Source organism: Micromonospora sp. CPM1 (assembly GCF_023896895.1).
Classification (GTDB): Bacteria; Actinomycetota; Actinomycetes; order Mycobacteriales; family Micromonosporaceae; genus Micromonospora; species Micromonospora tulbaghiae.
Genome location: NZ_JAMHIU010000020.1, coordinates 96,212 through 118,539, shown reverse-complemented (window position 1 = coordinate 118,539; position 22,328 = coordinate 96,212). Strand labels below are relative to the sequence as shown.

25 protein-coding genes and 2 pseudogenes are annotated in these 22,328 nt (G+C 71.1%); 7 read left to right on the top strand and 20 right to left on the bottom strand.

Features of this window, described 5'->3' with window-relative positions; all coding sequences use genetic code 11:
• The first annotated feature begins 180 nt into the window (after positions 1 to 180).
• Positions 181 to 645: a hypothetical protein gene (locus tag M8C11_RS23255; protein WP_252453077.1), complete on the top strand. Its 465-nt coding sequence runs from the start codon at positions 181 to 183 to the stop codon at positions 643 to 645.
• 233 nt (positions 646 to 878) lie between these two features.
• Here M8C11_RS23255 and M8C11_RS23250 read toward each other — a convergent pair.
• Positions 879 to 1,700, bottom strand: a pseudogene (locus M8C11_RS23250) (EamA family transporter); the annotation flags it as partial.
• 92 nt (positions 1,701 to 1,792) lie between these two features.
• On the opposite strand from M8C11_RS23250, the gene M8C11_RS23245 reads away from it, so the two are divergent.
• From M8C11_RS23245 to ychF, 3 genes and pseudogenes are all read left to right on the top strand, one after another.
• On the top strand, positions 1,793 to 2,305 hold the full coding sequence (locus tag M8C11_RS23245) for a MarR family winged helix-turn-helix transcriptional regulator (RefSeq protein ID WP_252453074.1): 513 nt from the start codon (positions 1,793 to 1,795) through the stop codon (positions 2,303 to 2,305).
• 30 nt (positions 2,306 to 2,335) lie between these two features.
• A pseudogene (locus tag M8C11_RS23240) lies at positions 2,336 to 3,082 on the top strand (Type 1 glutamine amidotransferase-like domain-containing protein).
• 58 nt (positions 3,083 to 3,140) lie between these two features.
• Entirely contained in the window at positions 3,141 to 4,226 is a 1,086-nt protein-coding gene (gene ychF / locus M8C11_RS23235; RefSeq protein WP_252453072.1) for a redox-regulated ATPase YchF, read from the top strand.
• Positions 4,227 to 4,246: 20 nt separating this feature from the next.
• On the opposite strand, the gene M8C11_RS23230 is transcribed toward ychF, so the two are convergent.
• From M8C11_RS23230 to M8C11_RS23215, 4 genes are all read right to left on the bottom strand, one after another.
• The gene (locus M8C11_RS23230) at positions 4,247 to 4,864 is read right to left on the bottom strand and encodes a tyrosine-type recombinase/integrase (RefSeq protein ID WP_252453070.1); all 618 of its coding nucleotides are present in this window, start codon (positions 4,862 to 4,864) and stop codon (positions 4,247 to 4,249) included.
• A gap of 137 nt (positions 4,865 to 5,001) precedes the next feature.
• Positions 5,002 to 5,244 (bottom strand): hypothetical protein, encoded by a 243-nt coding sequence (locus M8C11_RS23225; RefSeq protein WP_252453068.1) that lies wholly within the window; start codon positions 5,242 to 5,244, stop codon positions 5,002 to 5,004.
• 805 nt (positions 5,245 to 6,049) lie between these two features.
• On the bottom strand, positions 6,050 to 6,370 hold the full coding sequence (locus M8C11_RS23220) for a hypothetical protein (RefSeq protein WP_252453066.1): 321 nt from the start codon (positions 6,368 to 6,370) through the stop codon (positions 6,050 to 6,052).
• Between the two features lie 224 nt (positions 6,371 to 6,594).
• On the bottom strand, positions 6,595 to 6,978 hold the full coding sequence (locus tag M8C11_RS23215) for a hypothetical protein (protein WP_252453064.1): 384 nt from the start codon (positions 6,976 to 6,978) through the stop codon (positions 6,595 to 6,597).
• Positions 6,979 to 7,122: 144 nt separating this feature from the next.
• Between M8C11_RS23215 and M8C11_RS23210 the strand changes: the two genes are divergently transcribed.
• Positions 7,123 to 7,686, top strand: a complete 564-nt coding sequence (locus M8C11_RS23210) for a dihydrofolate reductase family protein (RefSeq protein WP_252453062.1) — start codon at positions 7,123 to 7,125, stop codon at positions 7,684 to 7,686.
• Between the two features lie 25 nt (positions 7,687 to 7,711).
• Here M8C11_RS23210 and M8C11_RS23205 read toward each other — a convergent pair whose 3' ends face one another.
• The 4 genes from M8C11_RS23205 to M8C11_RS23190 all read right to left on the bottom strand — a co-directional run bounded on the left by M8C11_RS23205 (position 7,712) and on the right by M8C11_RS23190 (position 10,514).
• Positions 7,712 to 8,431, bottom strand: a complete 720-nt coding sequence (locus M8C11_RS23205) for a DinB family protein (protein WP_252453060.1) — start codon at positions 8,429 to 8,431, stop codon at positions 7,712 to 7,714.
• A 156-nt stretch (positions 8,432 to 8,587) separates the two neighbouring features.
• Positions 8,588 to 9,283 carry an ABC transporter permease gene (locus tag M8C11_RS23200; protein ID WP_121685307.1) on the bottom strand — a complete coding sequence of 232 codons (696 nt, stop codon included), beginning with the start codon at positions 9,281 to 9,283 and terminating at the stop codon, positions 8,588 to 8,590.
• Entirely contained in the window at positions 9,280 to 10,158 is an 879-nt protein-coding gene (locus M8C11_RS23195; protein WP_252453058.1) for an ATP-binding cassette domain-containing protein, read from the bottom strand. Before M8C11_RS23195 ends, M8C11_RS23200 begins: the two co-directional genes overlap by 4 nt.
• Entirely contained in the window at positions 10,155 to 10,514 is a 360-nt protein-coding gene (locus tag M8C11_RS23190; RefSeq protein WP_252453055.1) for a GntR family transcriptional regulator, read from the bottom strand. Before M8C11_RS23190 ends, M8C11_RS23195 begins: the two co-directional genes overlap by 4 nt.
• A 111-nt stretch (positions 10,515 to 10,625) precedes the next feature.
• On the opposite strand from M8C11_RS23190, the gene M8C11_RS23185 reads away from it, so the two are divergent.
• Positions 10,626 to 11,057 carry a hypothetical protein gene (locus M8C11_RS23185; RefSeq protein ID WP_120573210.1) on the top strand — a complete coding sequence of 144 codons (432 nt, stop codon included), beginning with the start codon at positions 10,626 to 10,628 and terminating at the stop codon, positions 11,055 to 11,057.
• 20 nt (positions 11,058 to 11,077) lie between these two features.
• Here the strand turns inward: M8C11_RS23185 and M8C11_RS23180 are convergent, their stop codons facing one another.
• The 5 genes from M8C11_RS23180 to M8C11_RS23160 form a co-directional block, all read right to left on the bottom strand.
• Positions 11,078 to 11,569 carry a GNAT family N-acetyltransferase gene (locus M8C11_RS23180; RefSeq protein WP_252453052.1) on the bottom strand — a complete coding sequence of 164 codons (492 nt, stop codon included), beginning with the start codon at positions 11,567 to 11,569 and terminating at the stop codon, positions 11,078 to 11,080.
• Positions 11,570 to 11,656: 87 nt separating this feature from the next.
• Positions 11,657 to 12,388 (bottom strand): class I SAM-dependent methyltransferase, encoded by a 732-nt coding sequence (locus tag M8C11_RS23175; RefSeq protein WP_252453049.1) that lies wholly within the window; start codon positions 12,386 to 12,388, stop codon positions 11,657 to 11,659.
• Positions 12,389 to 12,594: 206 nt separating this feature from the next.
• A complete protein-coding gene (locus M8C11_RS23170) occupies positions 12,595 to 13,308 on the bottom strand; it encodes a vancomycin high temperature exclusion protein (RefSeq protein WP_252453046.1) in 714 nt (237 codons plus the stop codon).
• A 22-nt stretch (positions 13,309 to 13,330) separates the two neighbouring features.
• Entirely contained in the window at positions 13,331 to 13,693 is a 363-nt protein-coding gene (locus M8C11_RS23165) for a PH domain-containing protein (RefSeq protein WP_013288454.1), read from the bottom strand.
• A 32-nt stretch (positions 13,694 to 13,725) separates the two neighbouring features.
• The gene (locus M8C11_RS23160) at positions 13,726 to 14,034 is read right to left on the bottom strand and encodes a 4a-hydroxytetrahydrobiopterin dehydratase (protein ID WP_120573214.1); all 309 of its coding nucleotides are present in this window, start codon (positions 14,032 to 14,034) and stop codon (positions 13,726 to 13,728) included.
• Positions 14,035 to 14,272: 238 nt separating this feature from the next.
• Here M8C11_RS23160 and M8C11_RS23155 point away from each other — a divergent pair, with 238 nt between their 5' ends.
• Positions 14,273 to 14,659, top strand: coding sequence for a (deoxy)nucleoside triphosphate pyrophosphohydrolase (locus M8C11_RS23155; protein ID WP_091428231.1), 387 nt, complete (start codon positions 14,273 to 14,275; stop codon positions 14,657 to 14,659).
• Positions 14,660 to 14,766: 107 nt separating this feature from the next.
• On the opposite strand, the gene M8C11_RS23150 is transcribed toward M8C11_RS23155, so the two are convergent.
• From M8C11_RS23150 to M8C11_RS30740, 6 genes are all read right to left on the bottom strand, one after another.
• Entirely contained in the window at positions 14,767 to 15,873 is a 1,107-nt protein-coding gene (locus tag M8C11_RS23150; protein ID WP_091428234.1) for a succinate dehydrogenase/fumarate reductase iron-sulfur subunit, read from the bottom strand.
• On the bottom strand, positions 15,873 to 17,786 hold the full coding sequence (locus M8C11_RS23145) for a fumarate reductase/succinate dehydrogenase flavoprotein subunit (RefSeq protein ID WP_252453043.1): 1,914 nt from the start codon (positions 17,784 to 17,786) through the stop codon (positions 15,873 to 15,875). The genes M8C11_RS23150 and M8C11_RS23145 overlap by 1 nt, the downstream gene beginning before the upstream one ends.
• Positions 17,787 to 17,796: 10 nt before the next feature.
• Complete coding sequence (locus M8C11_RS23140) at positions 17,797 to 18,618, bottom strand: hypothetical protein (protein ID WP_121685313.1); 822 nt, start codon at positions 18,616 to 18,618, stop codon at positions 17,797 to 17,799.
• Positions 18,619 to 18,845: 227 nt separating this feature from the next.
• Positions 18,846 to 20,252, bottom strand: coding sequence for a TldD/PmbA family protein (locus M8C11_RS23135; RefSeq protein WP_252453040.1), 1,407 nt, complete (start codon positions 20,250 to 20,252; stop codon positions 18,846 to 18,848).
• A 14-nt stretch (positions 20,253 to 20,266) separates the two neighbouring features.
• Entirely contained in the window at positions 20,267 to 21,703 is a 1,437-nt protein-coding gene (locus M8C11_RS23130) for a TldD/PmbA family protein (protein WP_252453037.1), read from the bottom strand.
• 113 nt (positions 21,704 to 21,816) lie between these two features.
• Positions 21,817 to 21,960: a hypothetical protein gene (locus M8C11_RS30740; RefSeq protein ID WP_252453034.1), complete on the bottom strand. Its 144-nt coding sequence runs from the start codon at positions 21,958 to 21,960 to the stop codon at positions 21,817 to 21,819.
• Positions 21,961 to 22,328: the final 368 nt, after the last annotated feature.

Sequence of the window (22,328 nt, the reverse complement as noted above, 5' to 3'; positions counted from 1 at the left end):
GTCGCGCCCCCCGGGGTATGTGGGGGGGCCCCGCCCCCGGGCACCCCGCCACTCCGGCGAGATGGCGTGGATCATGGCCGACGGACCCGAGAAAGTGTCGTAAGTGGTCGGTAGCGTCCCGCCACCAACTCAAGAAGAGGTGCGGGGCATGGCGAGCGTGGCCGGGCGGGGTGTCCGCTGATGCGATCGGGGCGAGCACCGTTGGACGCCGCGGTGGTGGAGGGCTTCTACGAGCGGATGCGGGTGGTGGCGTCGGCCGCGTACGGCGCCATCGAGCGCGACCGGGCCGGTGACCCCGGTCGCCCCTTCGCGGAGACCGCCTGCGGGCGGCTGGCCGGCTCCCTCGACCCGGACGGGCTGCGCGCGCTCGGCATGTGGGCGCATCACTGGTGCATGCGCTTCTACGACGACGACACCCGGGTCGGCCTGCGGCTGGTCCGCGAGATCGCCGCCCGTTCCGGCCTGGGCTGGACCGCCGACGAGGTGCGGTGGCTGCTCGACCGGTCGTGCGCGGCCGGGCCCGCCGCCGCGCACCGGTTCACGCTGCCGCTCGCGGCCGCGGCGCAGCTACCGGCCGGTGTGCTGCCCGAGGGCGTCGCCGCCGAGGCGTGGCCGGACGACTGGCGTCGGCTGCGGGCCGGCTGACCGCGCCGCCACCAGGCCGCCGTCGGACCGCCTGCCCGAAGGCCGGCCGGCGCCGCCGTCGGGCCGCCTGCCCGGAGATTGGCTGACGCCGCCGCCCTGCCGCCTGCCCGAGGGCCGGCCGACGCCGCCGCCCGGTCACTTGCGTGAAGGCCGGCCGGTGCCGCCGGGCTGTCCGCGTCGCCGCCCGGGCGCGGGCGTGGCGACCGGTCCGGCATCTGGGCGAGCACCATCGCCGCCACCGCCACCGCGAAACCGGTGAGCTGGACCGGGTCCAGCGCCTCGCCGAGCACCACCCAGCCGAGCGCCGCCGCGGTGAGCGGGCTCAACGCGCCGAGCACCGACACGCGGGACACCGGCATCCGCGCCGCGCCGCGGAACCACAGCACGTACGCCAGCGCGGTGCCGGCCAGCCCGAGCCACGCGTACCCGAGAAGGGCCGGCCCGTCGGGCACGGGCGGCGCGCCCTCGACGGCGGCGGCGACCGGCACGATCATCAGGCCACCGGCGACGAGCTGCCAGCTCGTGGCGGCGAGGACGCCCACTCCGGGCGGCCGGCCCCAGCGGCGGGTGAGCACCAGCCCGGCGGCCATCGCCACGGCGCCGGCCAGTCCGGCGGCGACGCCGAGTGGGTCGAGGCCGGCGCCCGGGCGCAGCACCACGAGCGCGACGCCGAGCGGGGCGGCCGCGGCGGCGACCAGCGCCGGCCGGGTGGGGCGGTCGCGGAGCAGTGCGACTGTCAGCACCGCCACCAGCAGCGGCTGCGCGGCGCCGAGGACGGCGGCGGTGCCGCCGGGCAGCCGGTACGCGGCGAGGAACAGCAGCGGGAAGAACACCCCGATGTTCAGCGCGCCGAGCACCGCGGCGCGCCCCCACCAGAGGCCGCGTGGTCGCCTTCGGGTCAGTGCGAGCAGCAGCAGACCGGCCGGCAGGGCGCGGATCGCCCCGGCCCAGAGCGGCCGGTCCGGGGGGAGGAGTTCGGCGGTGACCAGGTAGGTGGTGCCCCAGGTGACGGGTGCGGCGGCGGTGAGCGCGACGTCGGTCCAGCGGCGGTCCATGGAAGCCTCTTCTCAGCCCTAAGTATCTTAGCGCTAAGCTAATCAGCCCCGAGCGAAAAGGGGAAGTGGGACGTGCGGCACAATCGGCAGCCGTGACAGGCGACGAGGTGGACGCGATCGTCGAGCAGTGGCGGCGGGAACGCCCCGGCATGCGGCCCGAGCCGATGGCCGTGTTCGGCCGCATCTACCGGCTGGCCCGGCTGGTCGGCGACGGCCAGGAGAAGGTGTACGCCAGCTGGGGCATCGGCCGGGGCGAGTTCGACGTGCTGGCCGCGCTGCGGCGCTCCGGCTCGCCGTACACGCTGGCGCCGAAGGCGCTCGCCGCCTCGCTGATGCTCACCTCCGGCGGCATGACCGGGCGGCTCGACCGCCTGGAACGGGCGGGCCTGGTGCGGCGCTCGCCGGACCCGGCCGACCGGCGGGCGCTGCGGGTCACCCTCACCGACACCGGCCGGCGGGTGGTCGAGGAGTCGGCCGAGGCCGGGCTGGCGGTGCAGCGGCGGATCCTCGACGCGCTGCCGCCCGCCGACCAGGACCGGCTGGCCGATCTGCTGCGCGCGTTGCTCGCGGCGGCCGAGACCGGGCCCGCGGATCCGGCACAATGATCGGCACCGCCACCGCCCGGAAGGACAGCCGTGCCCGCCACCGAACCGACGATCGTCGCCACCAGCATGGGTTTCGCCGGCCGTCGCCGTGGCCCCTGGGACGCGCGGCCCAGCGCCCTGTTCGACCTGATGGCCGAGCTGGCCGGTGCCGGTGAGGCGCCCCGCGTCTGCTACCTCGGCCAGGCCACCGGCGACCAGCCGACCGGGTTCACCGTCTTCTACGGCGCCTTCGCCGGCACCCGGTTCCGCGCCTCCCACCTGGCGCTCTACCCGATGCCGAACGTCGAGGACATCCGCGCCCACCTGCTCGCGCAGGACATCATCTGGGTGGGCGGCGGCAGCGTGGCGAACCTCTGCGCGGTCTGGCGGGTGCACGGCCTGCCGGAGATCCTGCACGAGTGCTGGCAGGCCGGCGTGGTGCTCGGTGGGGTCTCCGCCGGCTCGATCTGCTGGCACACCGGCGGCGCCACCGACAGCTACGGCCCGGCGCTGCGACCCTTCACCGAAGGGCTGGGCTAGCTCCCGTACGGCAACGGCGTGCACTACGACAGCGAGGAGCAGCGCCGTCCGCTGATGCACCGGCTGGTCGCCGACGGCACGCTGCCGGCGAGCCACTGCACCGACGACGGGGTGGGGCTGATCTACCGGGGCACCCGGCTGGCCGAGGCGGTGGCCGACCGTCCCGGCGTGGCCGCGTACGAGCTGGTCCGCGCCGAGGACGGCACCGCCCGGGAGACCCGGATCGAGCCGCGCCTGCTGTCAACCGCGCCGCAGTGACCGGCTTCGCGCACCTGCCTGCCCGGCGGTGGCGGCGAGGCGCGTAAGCTGGTTCGTCGTGAGTCTCACCATCGGCATCGTCGGCCTGCCCAACGTGGGCAAGAGCACCCTGTTCAACGCGCTGACCAAGAACGACGTGCTCGCCGCGAACTACCCGTTCGCCACCATCGAGCCGAACGTCGGCGTGGTCGGGCTCCCAGACGAGCGGCTGGCCAAGCTGGCCGAGATCTTCTCCTCGCAGAAGGTTCTGCCGGCGCCCGTCTCGTTCGTCGACATCGCCGGCCTGGTCCGGGGCGCCTCCAAGGGGCAGGGCCGGGGCAACGCGTTCCTCGCCAACATCCGCGACGCCTCGGCGATCTGCCAGGTGGTGCGTGCCTTCTCCGACCCGAACGTGGTGCACGTCGACGGCAAGGTCTCCCCGGCCGACGACATCGAGACGATCAACACCGAGCTGATCCTGGCCGACATCCAGACGCTGGAGAAGGCGCTGCCCCGGCTGGAGAAGGAGGCCAAGCTCCGCAAGGACCGGGCCGCCGCCGTCGAGGCAGCCAAGAAGGCGGTCGAGGTCCTCGACAACGGCGTGACCCTGTACGCGGGCGCGGCCGCCGCGAAGGTCGAGCTGGAACACCTGCGTGAGCTGCACCTGCTCACCACCAAGCCGTTCCTCTACGTCTTCAACGTCGACGAGGCCGAGCTGGGCAACGAGGAGTTCCTCGACGAGCTGCGCGGCCTGGTCGCGCCCGCCGAGGCGATCTTCATGGACGCCAAGATCGAGTCCGAGCTGGTGGACCTGCCCGAGGACGAGGCCCGCGAGCTGCTGGAGTCGATCGGGCAGTCCGAGCCCGGCCTGAACCAGCTCGTCCGGGTGGGCTTCCGGACGCTCGGGCTCCAGACGTACCTGACCGCCGGCCCCAAGGAGGCGCGGGCCTGGACCATCCCGGTCGGCGCGACCGCGCCGGAGGCCGCCGGGGTGATCCACAGCGACTTCCAGCGCGGCTTCATCAAGGCCGAGGTGGTCTCCTACGCCGACCTGGTCGAGGCCGGATCGATGGCGGCGGCCAAGGCCGCCGGCAAGGTCCGGATCGAGGGCAAGGAGTACGTCATGCAGGACGGCGACGTGGTGGAGTTCCGCTTCAACGTCTGAATCCGGCCCGTTTCCGCAGGTCAGAACGGTGGTGCCTCGCTCTGGGGCACACCGGGGGCACAACCCCACGCTTCGTCGACCGCCCGGCGGGTGCGTTCCTCCGAGTCCGGCATCAGGTGACCGTACGTCGACAGGACCAGCGTCGCGTTCTCGTGCCCCAGCCGTTCGGCCACGGTGATGACCGACTCGCCCTGCATCAGCAGGACTGAGGCGTAGTGGTGGCGCAGGTCGTGGGTCGTGATGCTGTCCGGCAGGCCCGCCTTCCGCACGGCCACGCCGAAGATGAGCGTGCCGTGGTAGTCGTGTCGGTAGGGGCCGGCGAAGCGGGTCGTGAACAGGGTGCCGTCATCAGCCGGCGGGAACTGCTCCATGTGCGCCCGCAGCGCGTCGGCGACGACCTGGGGCAGCGGCACGATCCGGCGCGAGCGCGGTGTCTTGGGGACCGTACGCACCCTGGACTGAGGCGCGAACTGCCACTCGATCCGCACCAGGCGCGCGGCGAAATCGACATCCTGCACACGCAGCGCGAGCAGCTCGCCGAGGCGCAGACCCAACCCGCCCTGGGTGAGGACCATGGCGCGGTTGCGGGCGGGGATCGCGTCGGCAAGCGCGCGCACCTGGTCGACAGTGAGCGGCACGACACGTTCCCGGTGGGCTGACGGCAAGCTGACCCGAACCACGGGCGAGCGGCCGACGAGCCGATCCAGAACGGCCGCCGCGTAGACCGAGCGGAGCAGCCCGACGAGATTGCGCAGGGTCGACGGCGACAGCCGACTCAGGAAATCAGAATCACGAAGACCTCGTCGTCGGCTAGGTCCGCGATGGTTGTGCGCAGCAGGCCCAGAGTGTCGGTGACGGCTTCCTGGAGTTCGTCGTCCGCGAGGTCGTCGTAGTCCTCCATGAACTCGCGGATCTCCTGGACCGGGTAGTCGACCGGGTCGAGTCGCGGCAGTAGCGCCCGGTGCTCGGTGGTCAGGACGGTGGCGTACGGGGCGTCCGGATCGGTGTGGACCTTCAACTCGGTACGGTCCGATCGGGACGCCCCGGTCTTCCAGGTAGGTCAGCATGTCGAGCATCAGGTAGCCGGAGTAGGGGAAGACGTCCGGGTCGATCCGGCGCCCGAACTTCTCGGCGATTTGGTGCACCGGCAACTGCTCATGCATGAGCAGGTCGCGATGGACGACGTAGAGCAGCGCGATGGCCGACATCAGCTCAACCTAGCTGATCCTTCGGCCGTTCCTGGCGAGCTGCGGACCGCTCGGTCAACAGCGGTCACATAGGGGCCGTCTGGCCGATCAAGGCGATTCCCAAGCTGAGGGTAAGCGCTGCCTACGATGATGTCCGTGCCTCACTGGTCTGAGACTGCGCGTGTCGCCGAGGAGCGGGGCGACTGGAACCGAGCAATCAAGGTGGTCAGTGCTGTTGCGGAGTGCTACAGCACCGACCATCAGCGGCATAACGCACACCTGTGGCATATGGATCTGCTTGCTCGCGCTGGCCGTCATGTCGAGCTGGCCGCTCTCGCTCAACATGATGCGCATGCCCGTAGACGATTGAACCGGCTGCTCTACGACGAAGGCCGGTTGGAGGATCTGCGGCAGCGGACGCGATCCGGAGATGGCGGAGCGCAGTACCTCCTTGGACGTCTAGCCGGAGATCGGGATGGTTCGGGTGCCGAGTAGGTGGGTGACTAGCTGAGTGACGACGGGCACGAGCAGCGGCGGACGTCGACGGACTCTGGCGGATGGTTGTCGCACCTAGACGCCCTCGGGGATGCAGGTCAGCGAGCCGTGTTGGTTGCCTGGGGGTCAAGGAGTCGAGGACTACTGCGATGCGCCGAGCGCAGTCGTGCGAAAGGCCGTTGCCAGCTGGCTGGGCCGCCATCCCTCAGTCAGCGCCTTGCGGATGACTGCCGCGACCTGCGATGGAAGAACAGGGATCGACGGACCTCCGAACCAGTTGCTCGGGTGGTCTTGGGGCATGCTGACTAGCAGTACGCTGCCCTTGCAATCGGCTTGCTCAACAGCGAGGGTGAGCGGTCGCTGACCGAGCGCCTGGGCATAGGTGGGTCGTCCGCGCACTCGCCATCTGTAGACCACGCCGTCGACCGTGATGAGCCGAGAGCCCTTCTTGGTCAACGCCATGTCGGTCCCCTCGCCATCGGATGCAGGTGCCGGCAGCTAACCACGCCGAGCCAATGGTCGGGGCACACAGGGGGCACAAGACGCCGTCAAGCGTCGTCAACCAGCAACCAACGATGGCAGCCGGAGACGGCGTGTGACCAAGGGTCGACCAGCCTTCCTGCTGGTGGCGAGACAGCGGCTCTGAGTTCCGCTTCAACGTCTGACGGCGGAAGCGCGGCCCTGACTCACCGGGGCCGCTTGTCCTCGACGTGCACGACGTCAAGCTCATGGCCGTCCTGGTGTCGCTTGCGGCGTCCGTACAGACCAACGGCCAGGTCGCTGCTGTCGGAGATCTCGTCCGGTCCCACGTAGGTCAGCACGTCGTTGTGGTGGCCGTAGACCACCCATCCGGGACCGGGATCGAGGGTGATGGTGCCGAAGTCGCCGGCAGGTGAACCGGCGTGGACGGGCCCGTACTCGCGCAGGATGTCGACGGCCTGAGCGGCGAGGTCGACGCCGGGTCCGGGATCTGGCAGCACGACGCACGTGCCGTGGGCGAACACGACCCAGGACTTGCTGTCCCCTCGGATGATGCGACGCCAGGTTCCGGCCAGATCCTCCTCCGACATGGGGTGATCATCCCCGAGTCGGTGGACCGGCGCTACCCGCGAAGCGAGCCCGAGGCAGTGAGCGGCCCTCGGTGTGGCCTGACCGATGGTTTCCCGCTGCCGTGTTGGTCTTACGTCGGGTACCGACTCACGGGAGGCTGACGCATGAGCAAACTGACCTTCGCGATGAACCTGAGCCTGGACGGCTACGTCGCCGCGCCCGGTGACGACCTCGGCTGGAGCACGCCGAGCGACGAGTGGTTCCAGTGGTGGTCCGACCGGGTGGGGACGACAGGCACGGCGCTGTACGGCCGGCGACTGTGGGAGGCGATGAGCTCCCACTGGCCGACCGCCGATCAGCAACCGGGCGTCACACCGGCGCACGCCGAGTTCGCCCGCCGCTGGCGGGACATGCCGAAGGTGGTGTTCTCCTCGACGACCAGGCCGGTCGACTGGAACACCCGACTGGTCACCGGCGACGCGGTCACCGAGATCGCCAGGCTCAAGGCCGAGCACGGCGGCCCGATGGACATCAGCGGCGCCACCCTCGCCGCGGCGGCCATGCGGGCCGGGTTGATCGACGAGTACGTGCTCGTCACCCATCCGGTCCTGGTCGGTCGCGGTATGCCGTTCTTCACGGCCCTGGACAACTGGGTGAACCTGGCCCTGCGGGAGACCCGGACGTTCCCGGGTGGCGTGCTCCTCACCAGGTACGAGTCCAGGCGCTGACTGCCCCCTCCACGGAGACGCGGCGTCACTCCTGCGCGTCGAGGTCGCGCACTGCGAAGCGGAGGTGCTCCCACTCCTCGTCGAAGATGACGTGGAGGCAGTGCAGGACCGGCTTCTCGTGTTCGGGTGACCACGCTGACGGCCGAGGCTCGGCGAGCAGCTCTGGAGTGACACCCGTGAGGAAGTCCCGCACCATGGCCTGCCGCTCGGCCCGCAGGTCGAGCACCTGGGCGAGAGTCGGTCGCGCCGCGGGGAAGATCGACATGTCGAGTCCGTCCGTCTCGTACTCGGCGTGTGGCTGCCCCAGTGGATGGAAGGGCTGCGGCAGGCGCAGGATCGCCTTGCCGAGCCACGCGTCGGTGGCGAACGCGAGATGGCGCAGGGTCTGCGCGAACGACCACTCGCCGTCGACCGAGACGTCGGCGGCTCCGTCGGGCATGGACCGGACCCGGTCGACCGCGGCCGTCCAGGCCCGTTCGAGCGCCACCCACGCCGCGCGCAGGCCATCGGGATCCTCGGCATGCCTCAGCTCGCGCCCGGGGAACCGCCGGTTGAGTTCGGCCTCGACGAGCGGCACGACGTCGACACCGTTGACCAGCAGCGCGCCGTCGGTGAGCCACGGCGCATCGACGTCGAGCCCGCGCACGTCGACGCCGCGCATCACCGCGCCGGCCAGCGTCGACCTGGTGAAGCGCGCGCCTTGCAGGTCCCTGTCCACGAACGTCGTGAGGTCGCTCTGGTCCACGGCGCACCCCTCCCGTCGGCGATCGCGGCAATGCTAGCGAGCGGGTCCGACAACGACCGCCGACGCGACCGGACGAAGTCGTCGGCCGCTGGAACGCGCCTGTGGCGGCCGACGACCCGCACCGCGCGGATCGTCGGCCGCCACCCGTGGCTGCCGTCAGGCGTTCGCCCGGCGGATGGCCGCCATTCCCCCGAGCGCGGCCACCGCGGCGATCAGGGCGGGCCACCCCACCAGCAGGCTGACCTGGTGCTGGCTGCTCAACCACTGCCAGATGTCGCCGAACCATCCCTGCCAGGTGATCAACGCGACGAGCAGGCCGGTCACCAGGATCAGGGCCGCGCCGGCCCCGAGCAGGCCGTTCATGCCGAACCGGACGTACCAGACGGCGGCGAAGACGGCGAGGAAGTTCAGGAACAGGAACGGCACCGCGTAGACGGCGATCTGCAGCAGCCCGTTGTCGACGTCGATGTACGGGATCCGGAAGAACCGTAGCTGGATCCCGAAGCCGCCGGTGGCGCCCTCGATCAGGTTGAGCAGGTAGAGCAGGATGCCGTAGACGACCGCCTGCACCACGTTGACCAGCACCGTGGCGAGGTAGAAGGTGCGCCGGGTGACGCCCATGCCGAGCGCGAACGGGAACACCTGGCTGATCGAGGCGGCGGCGACGATCGAGCAGACGATGTAGAGGCTGGCCAGACCGCCTGTGGTGTTCTTGCCCGGCGCGGCCTCGTCGATCGAGGCGAAGATCAGCAGGTTGACGCCGAGCGAGATGGCCATGATGCCCCATGGCCAGGCCAACTGGCCGATCCAGGCGATGGTGTGCATCCGGGCGACGTCGAGGATACGAGTCATCGCGTGTTCGTCCTTTCCGTCGTCAGGCGCACCACGGCCTGCTGGAGCGACACCGGCGCCAGGTCGATGCCGAGCTTCTTGGCGCGCGTCCGTTCGGCGTCGTCGAACGACCCGCGCAGCGTCGCGCGGGCCGCGCCGCCGAGCTGCTCGCGATGCAGCACCCGGTACCCGGCACCGAACTCGTCCACCGCGGCGGCCGGGCCGGACGCCTCCATCACCTCGCCGCGCAGCTCGTCGCTGGGCGCGTCGAGCAGCAGCTTTCCGCGGTCGAGCAGGAGTACGTGCTCGATCAGGTCGGCCACCTCGTCGATGAGGTGTGTGGAGAGCACGACGGTGCGCGGGTTCTCGGCGTAGTCGGCGAGCAGCCGGTCGTAGAAGAGCTGCCGGGCGACCGCGTCGAGACCGAGGTACGGCTCGTCGAAGAAGGTCAGCGGCGCGCGTGCGGCCAGGCCGATCGTCACGCCCAGCGCGGACAGCATGCCGCGGGACAGCTTGCGCACGTTGCGCTTGCGCGGCAGGTCGAAGTCGTCCAGGAGGGACTGCGCGAAGTCCTCGTCCCAGTTCGGGAACAGGCGCCTCGCCAGACTCATGACGTGCCGGACCTGATAGGCCGTCGGGTACGTCTGGCTCTCCTTGATGAAGACCACCCGCGACAGTGCCCGCTCGTTCTCGTACGGGCGCTCGCCGAAGAGCGTGAGGTCCCCGCTGATGCCGCTGTTCTGGCCGGTGACCAGCTGCATCAGCGTCGTCTTGCCGGCGCCGTTGCGGCCGAGCAGGCCGTAGATCTTGTCACCTGTCAACGTGAAGGTGACGTCGTCGAGAGCGGTCACCTCACCGAACCGTTTCGTGAGGCCGGCTGCCGCCACGACGCTCATCGCTCTTCCTCCCCTGTCTCGATGAGCTTCTTCAGCTCCTCGGTGCCGATGCCCAACTTGCGTGCCTCCTCGATGAGGGGCCGCACGTACTGGTCGGAGAACTCGCGCCGGCGGCGTTCCCGGAGTGTTTCGACGGCCCCCGTTGCCACGAACATTCCGATCCCCCTGCGTTTGTAGAGAATCCCGTCATCGACCAGGCGGTTGATCCCCTTGGCTGCGGTCGCCGGGTTGATCCGGTGGAATGTCGCCAGCTCGTTCGTCGACGGCACCTGGGTCTCCTCCGCGTACGTCCCGTCGATGATCGAGTTTTCGATCAGCTCCGCGATCTGGACGAAGATCGGCCGCCCGTCATCCATCCCGGTTCTTCGGTTCATTACTCATGTAACTAACCATGGCACCTCGCGGGCCGGGACGTCAAGCGTTCTTCGGGTACGCGCGGCCGCTCGCGGCTCGCTAAGGTTCGCGCCGTGACACTCAGGATCGACGAGAGCACCCGACAGGTACGCGAGTTCGTCTGCGGCTGCTGCGACACCGCCGCGGAGCGGACCTGGGCCGACATCCGCACCGATGGCGCGACGGCGGCCGTCTACTTCGCGAGCTGCTACCACCACGACGGCGTGCACGAGGTCTGGATCGACGCGATTCTGGGCAGCTGGGGCGGCGACAACACCGACGACCACGTCACCTTCGGCTGCCGGGTCGGGCCGGTGGCCGGCTCGCCGGGGCCGGCCGCGACGCTCGTCAACGGTGGTGAGGTCGCGGGGGACAGCCCGATCTTCGGCCGCAAGCTCAGCCGCGAGGAAGGCCTGAGCCATCCCCGGCTCGCCGAGTTCTGGCAGATGGTCGACCTGATCCTGGAGCGGGATGCCCTGGTACGCCGTCACCTGATCGGCGCCTGACCGACCCGGTGATCAAGGGGTCAGATCTCGGGGCTGCGGCGTTCGATCAGGGTCACGTCTCGCCAGGTGCCGTGATGGCGGCCCACCCGCTCGCGGGTGCCGACGACGCGGAAGCCGCACGCCGCGTGCAGCGCCAGGCTCGCGGTGTTCTCCGGGAACACACCGGACTGGATGGTCCAGATCCCGGCCGCCTCGGTGGAGGCGATCAGCGCGTCCAGCAGGGCCCGGCCGACCCCGCGCCCGCGCCCCCGCGGGTGCACGTAGACGGAGTGCTCCACCACGCCGGCGTAGACGCAGCGGTCGGAGACCGCCGAGCAGGCCACCCAGCCGAGCACGTCGCCGGCCTCGTCGAGCGCCACCCAGCGGTGGCCGGGCAGGCGGGTGGCGGTGAAGCGCGTCCAGTCCGGCGGCTCGGTCTCGAACGTGGCGTTGCCCTCGGCGATGCCGAGGCGGTAGATCTCCAGCACGGCGTCGGCGTGCGAGTCGTCCATGGCGGCGACTGTGACTGTCATCGGCTCTCCTGTCCGGACCCGGCGGTCGTCAGCGTAGTCGCGCGACCGAGGGGCCGGGACGGGATGCCCGGCCCCTCGGTCTGAGCGCTACCGCCGCCGGTAGACGGAGATGTGCGAGCGGCTGTCCGCGTCGAACGGCGACCGGTCCCAGTCGGCGTACCGCTCGGTGAGCCGCAACCCGGCCCGCTCCGCCAGCTCGTCGATCTGCTCCGGCCAGGCGTACCGCATGGCGAACGGCTTGAGGTGCACACCGTCGGCGTCGAACGTGACGGTCTGCCGCACGAACGTCTGCGCCGCCCGGTCGTACCGGTGCATGCGGATGGTGGCCGAGTCCTCGGTCACCTCCCGCACCTGGACCTGCTCGTCCCGGTCGAAGTCCGCCGGGTCGGGCACGAAGGTCTCGATGACGAACGCCCCGCCGGGCGCGAGCACCCGGGCGACGTTGCGGAAGCACGCCGCCTGGCGCTCCTCCGAGACCAGGTTGAACAGCGTGTTGAACACCAGGAAGACCAGACGGTACGGCCCGGCGACCGGGACGTCCGCCATGTCGCCGACGGTGACGGGCATGTCCGCGCCGCCCGGCTTGGCGCGCAGGTGCGCGACCATCTCCGGGGACGCCTCGACACCCTCCACGGCGATGCCGCGGGCGGCCAGCGGCAGGGCCACCCGGCCGGTGCCCACGGCCAGTTCGAGCACCGGGCCGCCCTCGGCCAGCGGCGCGAGGAAGTCGACGGCCGGGGCCGGGTCGGGATTGCCGGGGCCGTCGTAGGTGGCGGCCCAGAGCCGGCCGAAGAGGCCGGGATCGTCGAAGACGGACATCACGCGCCCTCCCGCCGGGCGGAAGGGACAGGACGCGGCGCGAGGTCAGTGACCTCCGCCGAAATGGGGTACGACAAGACGAAGCCTCGTTTCGGATGGGATGACGACGGGTCGGCTGGGCTTCGCAGCGTGTGGCATGGCGGTGCTCCCTCCGGTCGGCTTCGAGGCGTTCAGCAGACCAGCGGTCGCCCGGGGGGACAACCGGATTACGCCCGCAGCGCGTCGTCCACGCCGGTCTCCCGGCGGCCGAGGTGCACCGGGTCACGCCCGGTGAGGACGTCCACGGCGGCCTTCACGCACGCCCCGTACTCCCGGGTGGAGCTGATCCGCCACTGGTCGGCGTACCGGCGGGCGGTGTCGTCGCCGACGCCGACGGCCTCGATGCCGGCGTCCCGGCAGAGCGCCACCGCGCGCGGCAGGTGGAACGACTGGGTGACCACTGTGGCCCGCCGGACCCCGAAGACGCGGTGCGCGCGGACGCACGAGTCGTACGTGTCGAACCCGGCGTGGTCCAGCACCGTCTTCTCGGCCGGTACGCCCCGCTCGACGAGCCAGCGCCGCATCGCGTCAGGCTCGTCGTAGTCCCAGTCCATGTGGTCGCCGGAGAGCAGGAGCACCTCGACCTTGCCGGCGACGTACAACTGGCGGGCGATCTCCAGCCGGCCGGCGAGGAACGGCGCCGGCGTGCCGGCCGGCTCCACCTTGGTGCCCAGCACCAGGGCCACCGGCGTCTCGGGAACGTCCGCGGCGGCGAACACGCGGCCCTCGGCGGCGTCGCGGACCCAGGTCACGCTGGCGATCGTGGCGGCGCCCAGCAGCACCACGGCGGCCGTGGCGAGCACCAGGAGACGGCGGAGCAGGCGTACGGCCCGCCGATGGTCGCCCCGCCAGGCCCGCCACCGCGCCGTCAGCCCTCGCATGGCGGCGATTGTGCCAGGCGGGTCAGGAGATGTGGTGCAGGATCACGTTGTGCACGTGGTGGCTCTTCTGCGCGCCCCGAAACTCGACCTCGTAGGTGTGCGTGCCGACGTGCACGGCGATCGACCCGGTGGAGAAGAACGAGCCACCCCAGGACTTGTTGCTCACCACGCTCACGCTGGTGATCTTCGAGTACGGGATGCTGGTGATCGCGTACCGCTTGCCGACGAAGGAGCGGTCCTGGATGATCACCCGCCGGTCGGTCAGGCCGATGAAGCCGGTGCCGGTGCCCACCGCGTCGTAGACGGCGATGATCTGCTCACCGGGCAGCAACCCGCTCTGGATCTGCTGGAACTGTTCCTTGCGGTCGTACGTGGGGCCAGACATGCACCCGAGGGTAGGCGGGACGTGCCAGTGGATCAGGGTTCGGTGACCGCGCGGACCGCGTCCTCGATGCGAGCCGCGAGCAGCACCTCACCCTCGGTGAGTGGCTCGCCGTCGCCGTGCCCCAGCCTGATGTGGGTACGGTCGGCCCGGCGGCTGATCTCGGGGCGCAGCCGCAGCGCGTCGGCAACCACCGCCACCCGCTCGGTGAGCGCGGCGTGCTGGGTGTCGTCGAGGACGATGGTGCGGCGGATCTGTTCGCCCTCGCGCGTCCATCCGGACAGCAGGGCCAGTGCGTCGCTGAGGTAGTCGTGCTTCGCCCGGCCGCTGAACAGCACGCGCATCACCGCACCTCCCAGGCGTCGTTGCCGGCTTGTGGCCAAATCGTCGCCATCCCGTGTCCCAGTCGACGCCCTCTAGTCTCTCGCCACTCAGATGGTGTGTCCACGCCCACACTTCCGTGTTCTGCTGACCTGACGGCCGACGCAGCTACCCAAACCGCCGATTGATCTGGCACGCTGGTGGCCCGTGCGGACCGAACGGGTTAGCGGAAACGGGCAGGCCGACCGGCGGGAGCCGAGGGTGGTCGTCGGGGCGGCGATCATCGAGGGTGGCCGGGTGCTGGCATGCGAGCGCTCCGCGCCTCCCGAGGTGGCGGGGCGCTGGGAGTTCCCGGGCGGAAAGGTCGAGCCGGGCGAGGCCGAGACCGACGCGCTGGCCCGGGAGTGCGTCGAGGAACTGGGCGTACGGGTGGCGGTCGGCGCGCGCGTCGGCCGGGACGTACGGATGGCGCACGGCCGGTCCGTGCTGCGCGTCTACGCCGCCCGCCTGCTGCACGGCGACGAGCCCAAGGCGCTGGAGCACGCCGAGCTGCGCTGGCTGTCCGCCGCCGAGCTGGACAGCGTCGACTGGCTGCCGGCCGACGTGCCGATCGTGGCCGCGCTTCGCCCCCTGCTCGACACCCCCTGAACGACCGCGGCGCGAGCCGTGCCGTCCGGTGAACCGGACAGCACGGCAGAAAAGAGACGAGGGCCCGCGGCTCGTGCCGCCGGCCCCCGTCATCGTCGCGCTGCTGTTCAGTGCTTCGGCTCGTCCTGCTGCGGGTGAGCGAAGTTGAGGTGCTCCGGCGGCAGCGGGAACGTCACGTCGTCGCCGAACGGCGACGGCGCGGCGGCCTTGTTGAACGTCAGCTCGGTCAGCGGCAGCTTGCCGTTGGCGTCCACCGCCGGGGCGGTCGGGTGCGGCACCTCGCGGTGCCAGTTGACGCCCTGCTGGGCCTGACGCTCGGCGGCGCTGTCGTGCGAGCCGCCCGCGTGCGAGTGCACCCCGCCGGCGTGCGAGCCGCCGCCGTGCGCGTGCGCCCCGCCGTGCGCCCCTCCGGACGTGACGGCACCACTCGAATGCCCGCTGGTCGCGCTGGTCTGAGGCACCTGACCCCTCCGGAAGATCTTGTTACCGAGCCACACAAGGGGATCGTACCTGCGGTCGACGACCCGCTCCTTCATGGGGATGATCCCGTTGTCGGTGATCTTGATGTGCTCAGGGCAGACCTCGGTGCAGCACTTGGTGATGTTGCAGAATCCGAGTCCCATGTCCGACTGCGCGTACTCCCGGCGGTCGGTGCGCGCGTCGAGCGGGTGCATGTCCAGCTCGGCCGCCCGGATGAAGTACCGGGGACCGGAGAACGCCGGCTTGTTCTCGTCGTGGTCACGGATCACGTGGCAGACGTTCTGGCACAGGAAGCACTCGATGCACTTGCGGAACTCCTGCGAGCGCTCGACGTCGACCTGCTGCATCCGGTAGTCGCCGGGCGCCACGTCGGCCGGCGGCGCGAACGCCGGGGTCTCCCGGGCCTTCTCGTAGTTGAACGAGACGTCGGTGACCAGGTCCCGGATCACCGGGAAGGTGCGCAGCGGGGTGACAGTGACGGTCTCGGACTCCTCGAACGTCGACATCCGCGTCATGCAGCCCAGCCGCGGCTTGCCGTTGATCTCCATGGAGCAGGAGCCACACTTGCCGGCCTTGCAGTTCCACCGGCACGCCAGGTCCGGGGCCTCGGTGGCCTGGAGGCGGTGGATCACGTCGAGGACCACCTCGCCCTCGTTCACCTCGACCGTGTAGTCCTTCAGGTCGCCGCCGGTCTCGTCGCCCCGCCAGATGCGGAACTGGCGCTTACTTCCCATCAGTTGTTCGCCTCCTCGGTGAGGGCGTCGAACTCGGCGAGTTCCTCGTCGGTCAGGTACTTGGCCAGCTCGGCCCGGTCGAACAGCCCGATCAGCTCCGGCCGCATCTTCGGCAGCGGCTTGTGGGTCAGCCGGACCGTGTCCCCGTCCAGCGAGCAGACCAGGTTGACCCGCCGCCACTTCGGGTCCATCGCCGGGTAGTCCTCCCGGGTGTGCCCGCCGCGCGACTCCTGCCGCTCCAGCGCCGCCATCGCGGTGCACTCCGACACCACGAGCATGTTGCGCAGGTCCAGCGCCAGGTGCCAGCCCGGGTTGTAGCGCCGGCCGCCGGCCGCGCTCACCTTCGCCACCCGCTCCCGCAGCTCGGCCAGTCTGCGCATGGCGTCCGCGAGCTCACCCTCGCGCCGGATGATCCCGACCAGGTCGCCCATGACCGCCTGGAGGTCCTGCTGGAGCTGGTACGGGCTCTCCCCGGTGTCCCGCTGCAACGGCGCCAGCGCCGTCTCCACGGCGGCCTCCACCGCCGCCACCGACACCGCCGGGCGGGTGGTGAGCTGATCGGTGTACGTGGCGGCGTGCCCGCCCGCGCGCTTGCCGAAGACCAGCAGGTCGGACAGGGAGTTGCCGCCGAGCCGGTTGGAGCCGTGCATGCCGCCGGACACCTCACCGGCGGCGTAGAGCCCGCGCACCGTGCCGTACGCCGCGCCGGAGTCCGGGTCGACCTCGACGCCGCCCATCACGTAGTGACAGGTCGGGCCGACCTCCATCGGCTCCTTGGTGATGTCGACGTCGGCCAGTTCCTTGAACTGGTGGTACATCGACGGGAGGCGGCGGCGGATCTCGTCGGCCGACTTACGGGAGGCGATGTCCAGGTAGACGCCGCCGGCCGGCGTACCCCGGCCTTCCTTGACCTCGCTGTTGATGGCGCGGGCGACCTCGTCGCGGGGCAGCAGCTCCGGCGGGCGCCGGTTGTTGTCCGGGTCGGTGTACCAGCGGTCCGCCTCCTCCTCGGTCTCCGCGTACTGCTTGCGGAACACGTCCGGGACGTAGTCGAACATGAACCGCTTGCCCTCGGAGTTCTTCAGCACGCCGCCGTCGCCGCGTACCGACTCGGTGACCAGGATGCCCTTCACCGAGGGCGGCCAGACCATGCCGGTCGGGTGGAACTGGAGGAACTCCATGTTGATCAGCGTGGCCCCGGCGCGCAGCGCCAGCGCGTGGCCGTCGCCGGTGTACTCCCACGAGTTCGAGGTGACCTTGTAGGACCGTCCGACGCCGCCGGTGGCCAGCACCACCGCGGGCGCCTCGAACAGGACGAACTCGCCGGACTCGCGGTAGTAGCCGAACGCGCCGGCGACGCGGTCGCCGTCGAGCAGCAGCTCGGTGATCGTGGTCTCGGAGAAGACCCGGATCCGCGCGTCGTAGCTGCCGAACTCCTGCTTGTCCTCCTGCTGGAGCGAGACGATCTTCTGCTGGAGCGTGCGGATCAGTTCCAGGCCGGTCCGGTCGCCCACGTGCGCCAGGCGCGGGTACTCGTGGCCACCGAAGTTGCGCTGCGAGATCTTCCCGTCCTTGGTGCGGTCGAACAGCGCGCCGTACGTCTCCAGCTCCCAGATCCGCTGCGGCGCCTCCTTGGCGTGCAGCTCGGCCATCCGGAAGTTGTTGAGGAACTTGCCGCCGCGCATGGTGTCCCGGAAGTGCACCTGCCAGTTGTCGCGCGAGTTCACGTTGCCCATCGCGGCGGCGGCGCCGCCCTCGGCCATCACCGTGTGCGCCTTGCCGAACAGCGACTTCGAGATGATCGCGGTCTTCTTGCCGGCCAGCCGGGCCTCGATCGCCGCGCGCAGGCCGGCCCCACCGGCCCCGATCACGACGACGTCGTAGTGGTGTCGTTCGATTCGCGTCTCAGTCATGTCCAGGCTCTCAGTTGATGAACCGCAGGTCGTTGATCCAGCCGGCGGCGACCGCCATCACGTAGAAGTCGGTGAGCGCCAGGGTGCCCAGGGTGATCCAGGCGAGCTGCATGTGCCGGACGTTCAACCAGGACACCCCGGTCCACGCCTTGTAGCGCATCGGGTGCTTGGAGAAGTGCTTGAGCCGCCCGCCGATGATGTGCCGGCAGGAGTGGCAGGAGATCGTGTACGCCCACAGCATCACCACGTTGCCGATCAGGATGATGTTGCCCAGGCCGAAGCCGAAGCCCTCGGGGGAGTGGAAGGCCAGGACCGCGTCCCAGGTGTTGATCAGCGAGATGATCGCGGCGGCGTAGAAGAAGTAGCGGTGCAGGTTCTGCCCGAGCAGCGGGAACCGCGTCTCGCCGCTGTACGACTGGTGCCCGTCCGGCACCGCGCAGGCCGGCGGCGACAGCCAGAACGACCGGTAGTACGCCTTGCGGTAGTAGTAGCAGGTCAGGCGGAACAGAAGCAGGAACGGCAGGGTGAGCGCCGCGTCCGGGATGATCCACCAGCCGGGCAGGAACTGGCCGAAGTGCGAGGAGCCCTCGACACAGCGGTCGGTGACGCAGGGGGAGTAGAACGGCGTCAGGTAGTGGTACTGCTCCACCCAGTACCACTTGTGCATGAAGACCCGGACCGTCGCGTAGATGACCCACGCGCTGAGCCCCACCACTGTGATCAGCGGGGCGATCCACCATCTGTCGGTCCGCAACGTCTTCGCCGCGATTGCGGCGCGTGCCCGCCCTCCCCGCGGCTGCGGTCTCGGCGTCCTGGCCGACGTAGTTGTCATTCGAGTCATCTCCCTGACGTCACTGTCACGTCCTGCGCACGCGCGAGGCCACACCGGCGAACCGGTGCGGCTAAGTGACACACGTTACGCCGATCTTCACGGCCCGGCCGCGCAACGCAGTGTCCCGTGTGTCCCGCAGCTTGGAAAGAGTCAGTTCATGATCAATGTGGCGGGTCGGTCGAACGGTGCGCCGACCGGTGGCGTGGCGCGCCCGGCGGCGCACCGGGTCACCCGGAGGCGCCGCCGGTGAAGTGCCAGGAGGACAGCCGGAGCGCCGGACCCTCGCACCAGGACCCGTCGACGCGGCCCGGCTGGCGGACCGCCGTCCGGCCCAGGCCGAGCACCCGGCCCGGCCCCAGCGCCCGGGGGTACGACTCGGTGAACCGGAAGTCGCGTACCGCCCGGGTCGGCACGCCGTCCTCGACCAGCCACACCCCGTTGCGGGTCAGCCCGGTGATCACCAGTTGCTTCGGGTCCAGCACCCGCGTGTACCAGAAGTCGCTCACCAGCAGCCCGCGCCGCATCCCCGCCACCAGCGCGGCGGTGTCCGGGTCGCCCACCGCCCCGGTCTCGCCCGCGCTCACCGCTCCCGCGGCGACGCCGGCCACGCCCGCGTCGGTCGTGCCCGTCAGCAGGCGGATGTTGTGCGGGATCGGCCCGAACGTCGCGCTGTCCGGCATGCCGTGCCCGGTGGACCCGGCGCCCGCCTCGGCACCGGCACGCCTGTCGTACGCCACCGCGCCGGTGGTGCCGCGCTCGACCAGCGGCAACGCCCGCCTTGGCGTGCCCTCCAGGTCGAACGGCAGCGTGCTCGCGTGCAGCGGGTCGTCCACCAGCGTCACCGAAGGGTCGAACTGTGCCCTGCCCGGCTCGGCGAAGGACTGCCGTTCGGCGTACCGCTTGCCGTTGAAGCCGTACCAGGCCAGGTTGTGCAGCAGGTCGGCCACGGCAGCCGGTTCGAGCACCACCTCGTAGTGCCCGGGCGGCAGCTCGACCGGGTCGGCCGCGGCGCGCGCCTTCGCCGCCGCGCGGGCGCCGAGCGCCGCGCCGTCGAGATCGGCCAGCCGGTCCGCGCAGAGCCGCGCCACCCCGTCGGCGCCGCCGGCACGCGCGATGCCGTCCATCGCCGCCTCGGCCGCCCGGCCCACAGCCGTGTGCCCGGCGGAGTTGGCGAACGCCCCCGACCGGTACGCGGTGCGGCAGTAGCCGGCCGCCTCCAGCCCCTCCACCGCCTCGACGAACGCGCGTACCCGCTCGGCCCGCTCGTCCGGCGAGGCGAACGCGGTGGCCTCGTCCACGGCCGGGCCGGACGGCACGGGCACCGGCGCGGTGAGTCCCGGCCAGGCCGGGTCGGGCGGCGCGAGCCGGGCCGCGGCCCGGGTCCGCTCGACGAGCGCGGCCAGGCCGTCGGCGTCCACCCGGCTGCCGCTGCCGGTCACGGTCCGCCCGTCCACGTGCAACCGCAGGTGTACGGCGACGCCGGTCTCGGACACGTTCTGGTGGACGAACGAGTTGGCGAACCGGGTCAGCGCCAGGTCGGAGCGGGTCACCAGCACCTCGGCCTCGGCGGCCGGACCGGCCGTGCGCCGGACCAGGTCCACCACCCCGGCGGCGATCTCCAGTTCGGCACTCATGCCGGCACTCCGCTTCATGCCCGCACCCCCACCCGGACGCCGCGGAACCGGGCCGGTGCGGCCGGGTGACCGGTGTGCCCGACCTGCCCGGGCTGCCCCTTCCCGCAGTTGGGCGTGCCCCAGGCGACAGTCTCCGAGGAGAGCATGTCCATCGAGCGCCAGAAGACCGGGCCGATGCCGGTGTAGGTCGGGTTGCGCAGCATCCGCCCCCGGCGGCCCTTCTTCACCTCCCAGCCGACCTCGCAGCCGAACTGGAAGTTGAGCCGCTTGTCGTCGATCGACCAGGACCGGTTGATGTCCATCAGCACCCCGTCGTCGGTGGCCGCGATGATCTCGTCGAGCGTGTGCGGGCCGGGTTCCAGGCCCACGTTCGTCATCCGCACCATCGGCAGCCGCGCCCAGCCGTCCGCCCGTACGCTGCCGCCGTGGTCCAGGCCGGCGACGGCGGCCGAGTCACGGCCGGCGAGCACCCCGACCCACCGCCCCTCGCGGACCGCGTCCCGGGCGACCGCCGGGGAGCCCTCGTCGTCGAAGCCGAAGCTGCCCAGCGCACCCGGGATGGTCGGGTCGATCGTCACGTTCATCAGCTCGGAGCCGTAGCGCAGCGAGCCGAGCCGGGCCAGGTCGAGCCAGGACGTGCCGGCGAACGCCGCCTCCCAGCCGAGGATGCGGTCCAGCTCGATGGCGTGCCCGACCGACTCGTGGATCTGCAACGCGAGCTGCTCGCCGCCGAGGATCAGGTCGGTCTCGCCAGCCGGGCAGAGCGGCGCGGTGAGCAGCTCCCGGGACTCCTCGGCGATGCGGGCGGCGTGCGCGGCCAGGTCGAGCGAGGTGACCAGCTCCCACCCGGTGGTGCCGTACTGCCCCCGGTAGCTCGGGTAGGACCGCCGCTGCGTCTCGCCGTCACCGATGGAGGTGGCCGAGATGCCGCCACCGCACTCCCGGATGCGCTGGTCGATCCGGTGGCCCTCGCTGGAGACGAACCACTTCGAGGTGTCCCAGATCTGGTAGAGCCCCTCGGCCAGGTCGGCGCCGTGCTCGCGCATCGTCGTCGTGGCGCGGACCAGCAGGTCGCCCTTGTCCGACAGCGGCACGCCGAGCGGGTCGACCGCGCAGTCCGAGGCCCAGGTCGCCACCGTCGCCTCGACCGGCACCAGGTCGATCGGCGGACCGGGAACCCGCGCGCTCGCGGTGGCGATCGCCGCGGCGCGCCGGCCGGCGTCGCGGGCCGCGGCGTCGGACAGATCGGGTACGGCGTGGAAGCCCCATCCCGATCCGACGAGCGCGCGTACGCCCAGACCGATGCTCTCGTCCTGGCTCAGCTCCTCGATGTCGCCGTTGCGGGCCGACATCGACTCGTAGCGGCGGTGCATGACGCGGGCGTCGGCGTACCGGGCGCCCGCGTCGAGAGCGGCCTGGACGGCGGCGGTCGCCGCGTCGAACTCGCTCATGCCGGTGCTCCGCTGCGCTGCGTGCCGGCATGAGGCACCTTCGCGCCGCCCCGATGATTCGCTCGCTGACGCTCGCTCATGCGCCCGACCCTAGGCGAGCGCGCCGACATCCGTCAGGGGACGAGATCCTCCGGCCGGATCGTGGCCCGGACGGGCTCGGCCAGCTCCAGCACGGAACCGGGCTTGGTCACCGACACCTCCCGGTAGTGCCGACCCTGCCGCCGGTGGAGGTGCGGCGTGCCGGTCTCCTGCTCCACCAGCAGGTACCACTCGATGCCCGCGGAGTCGGTGCCGGTGTCACGTGCAGGCTCCCGTCGAAGAGTTCGACGCGTTGCCGCGTCTCGCCGAGGGCGAGGTACTCCTCTTCGGTCCACGGGCCGTCGTGGCCGAACACCGCCGCGGTCATGGTCGCCTCCACCTCGTGCCGACAGGAATCGTCCCTTCGTCACCGGGACCATGGTCGCACCCCGGGTGCGACGACGAGGCCGAGATGCCCAATCGCGGCCGTGAATGTCCCAGGTGAGGGGCGTGCGGACGGGAGACCGAGTCGTTACGCTCTCACCGCTGACAGACCGCTCGATGTAGCTTATTTTCGCCTCCAAGGGTTTGCTGTAGGTTCTCTTCA

Excerpts from the sequence above, each read along its gene's own strand:
- M8C11_RS23255 (WP_252453077.1), top strand. The coding sequence starts at position 181 with ATGCGATCGGGGCGAGCACCGTTGGACGCCGCGGTGGTGGAGGGCTTC.
- M8C11_RS23220 (WP_252453066.1), bottom strand. The coding sequence starts at position 6,370 with ATGGCGTTGACCAAGAAGGGCTCTCGGCTCATCACGGTCGACGGCGTG.
- M8C11_RS23215 (WP_252453064.1), bottom strand. The coding sequence starts at position 6,978 with ATGTCGGAGGAGGATCTGGCCGGAACCTGGCGTCGCATCATCCGAGGG.
- M8C11_RS23210 (WP_252453062.1), top strand. The coding sequence starts at position 7,123 with ATGAGCAAACTGACCTTCGCGATGAACCTGAGCCTGGACGGCTACGTC.
- M8C11_RS23200 (WP_121685307.1), bottom strand. The coding sequence starts at position 9,283 with ATGACTCGTATCCTCGACGTCGCCCGGATGCACACCATCGCCTGGATC.
- M8C11_RS23195 (WP_252453058.1), bottom strand. The coding sequence starts at position 10,158 with ATGAGCGTCGTGGCGGCAGCCGGCCTCACGAAACGGTTCGGTGAGGTG.
- M8C11_RS23190 (WP_252453055.1), bottom strand. The coding sequence starts at position 10,514 with ATGGATGACGGGCGGCCGATCTTCGTCCAGATCGCGGAGCTGATCGAA.
- M8C11_RS23180 (WP_252453052.1), bottom strand. The coding sequence starts at position 11,569 with ATGACAGTCACAGTCGCCGCCATGGACGACTCGCACGCCGACGCCGTG.
- M8C11_RS23175 (WP_252453049.1), bottom strand. The coding sequence starts at position 12,388 with ATGTCCGTCTTCGACGATCCCGGCCTCTTCGGCCGGCTCTGGGCCGCC.
- M8C11_RS23170 (WP_252453046.1), bottom strand. The coding sequence starts at position 13,308 with ATGCGAGGGCTGACGGCGCGGTGGCGGGCCTGGCGGGGCGACCATCGG.
- M8C11_RS23165 (WP_013288454.1), bottom strand. The coding sequence starts at position 13,693 with ATGTCTGGCCCCACGTACGACCGCAAGGAACAGTTCCAGCAGATCCAG.
- M8C11_RS23160 (WP_120573214.1), bottom strand. The coding sequence starts at position 14,034 with ATGCGCGTGCTGTTCAGCGGCCGGGCGAAGCACGACTACCTCAGCGAC.
- M8C11_RS23150 (WP_091428234.1), bottom strand. The coding sequence starts at position 15,873 with ATGGGAAGTAAGCGCCAGTTCCGCATCTGGCGGGGCGACGAGACCGGC.
- M8C11_RS23145 (WP_252453043.1), bottom strand. The coding sequence starts at position 17,786 with ATGACTGAGACGCGAATCGAACGACACCACTACGACGTCGTCGTGATC.
- M8C11_RS23140 (WP_121685313.1), bottom strand. The coding sequence starts at position 18,618 with ATGACAACTACGTCGGCCAGGACGCCGAGACCGCAGCCGCGGGGAGGG.
- M8C11_RS23135 (WP_252453040.1), bottom strand. The coding sequence starts at position 20,252 with ATGAGTGCCGAACTGGAGATCGCCGCCGGGGTGGTGGACCTGGTCCGG.
- M8C11_RS23130 (WP_252453037.1), bottom strand. The coding sequence starts at position 21,703 with ATGAGCGAGTTCGACGCGGCGACCGCCGCCGTCCAGGCCGCTCTCGAC.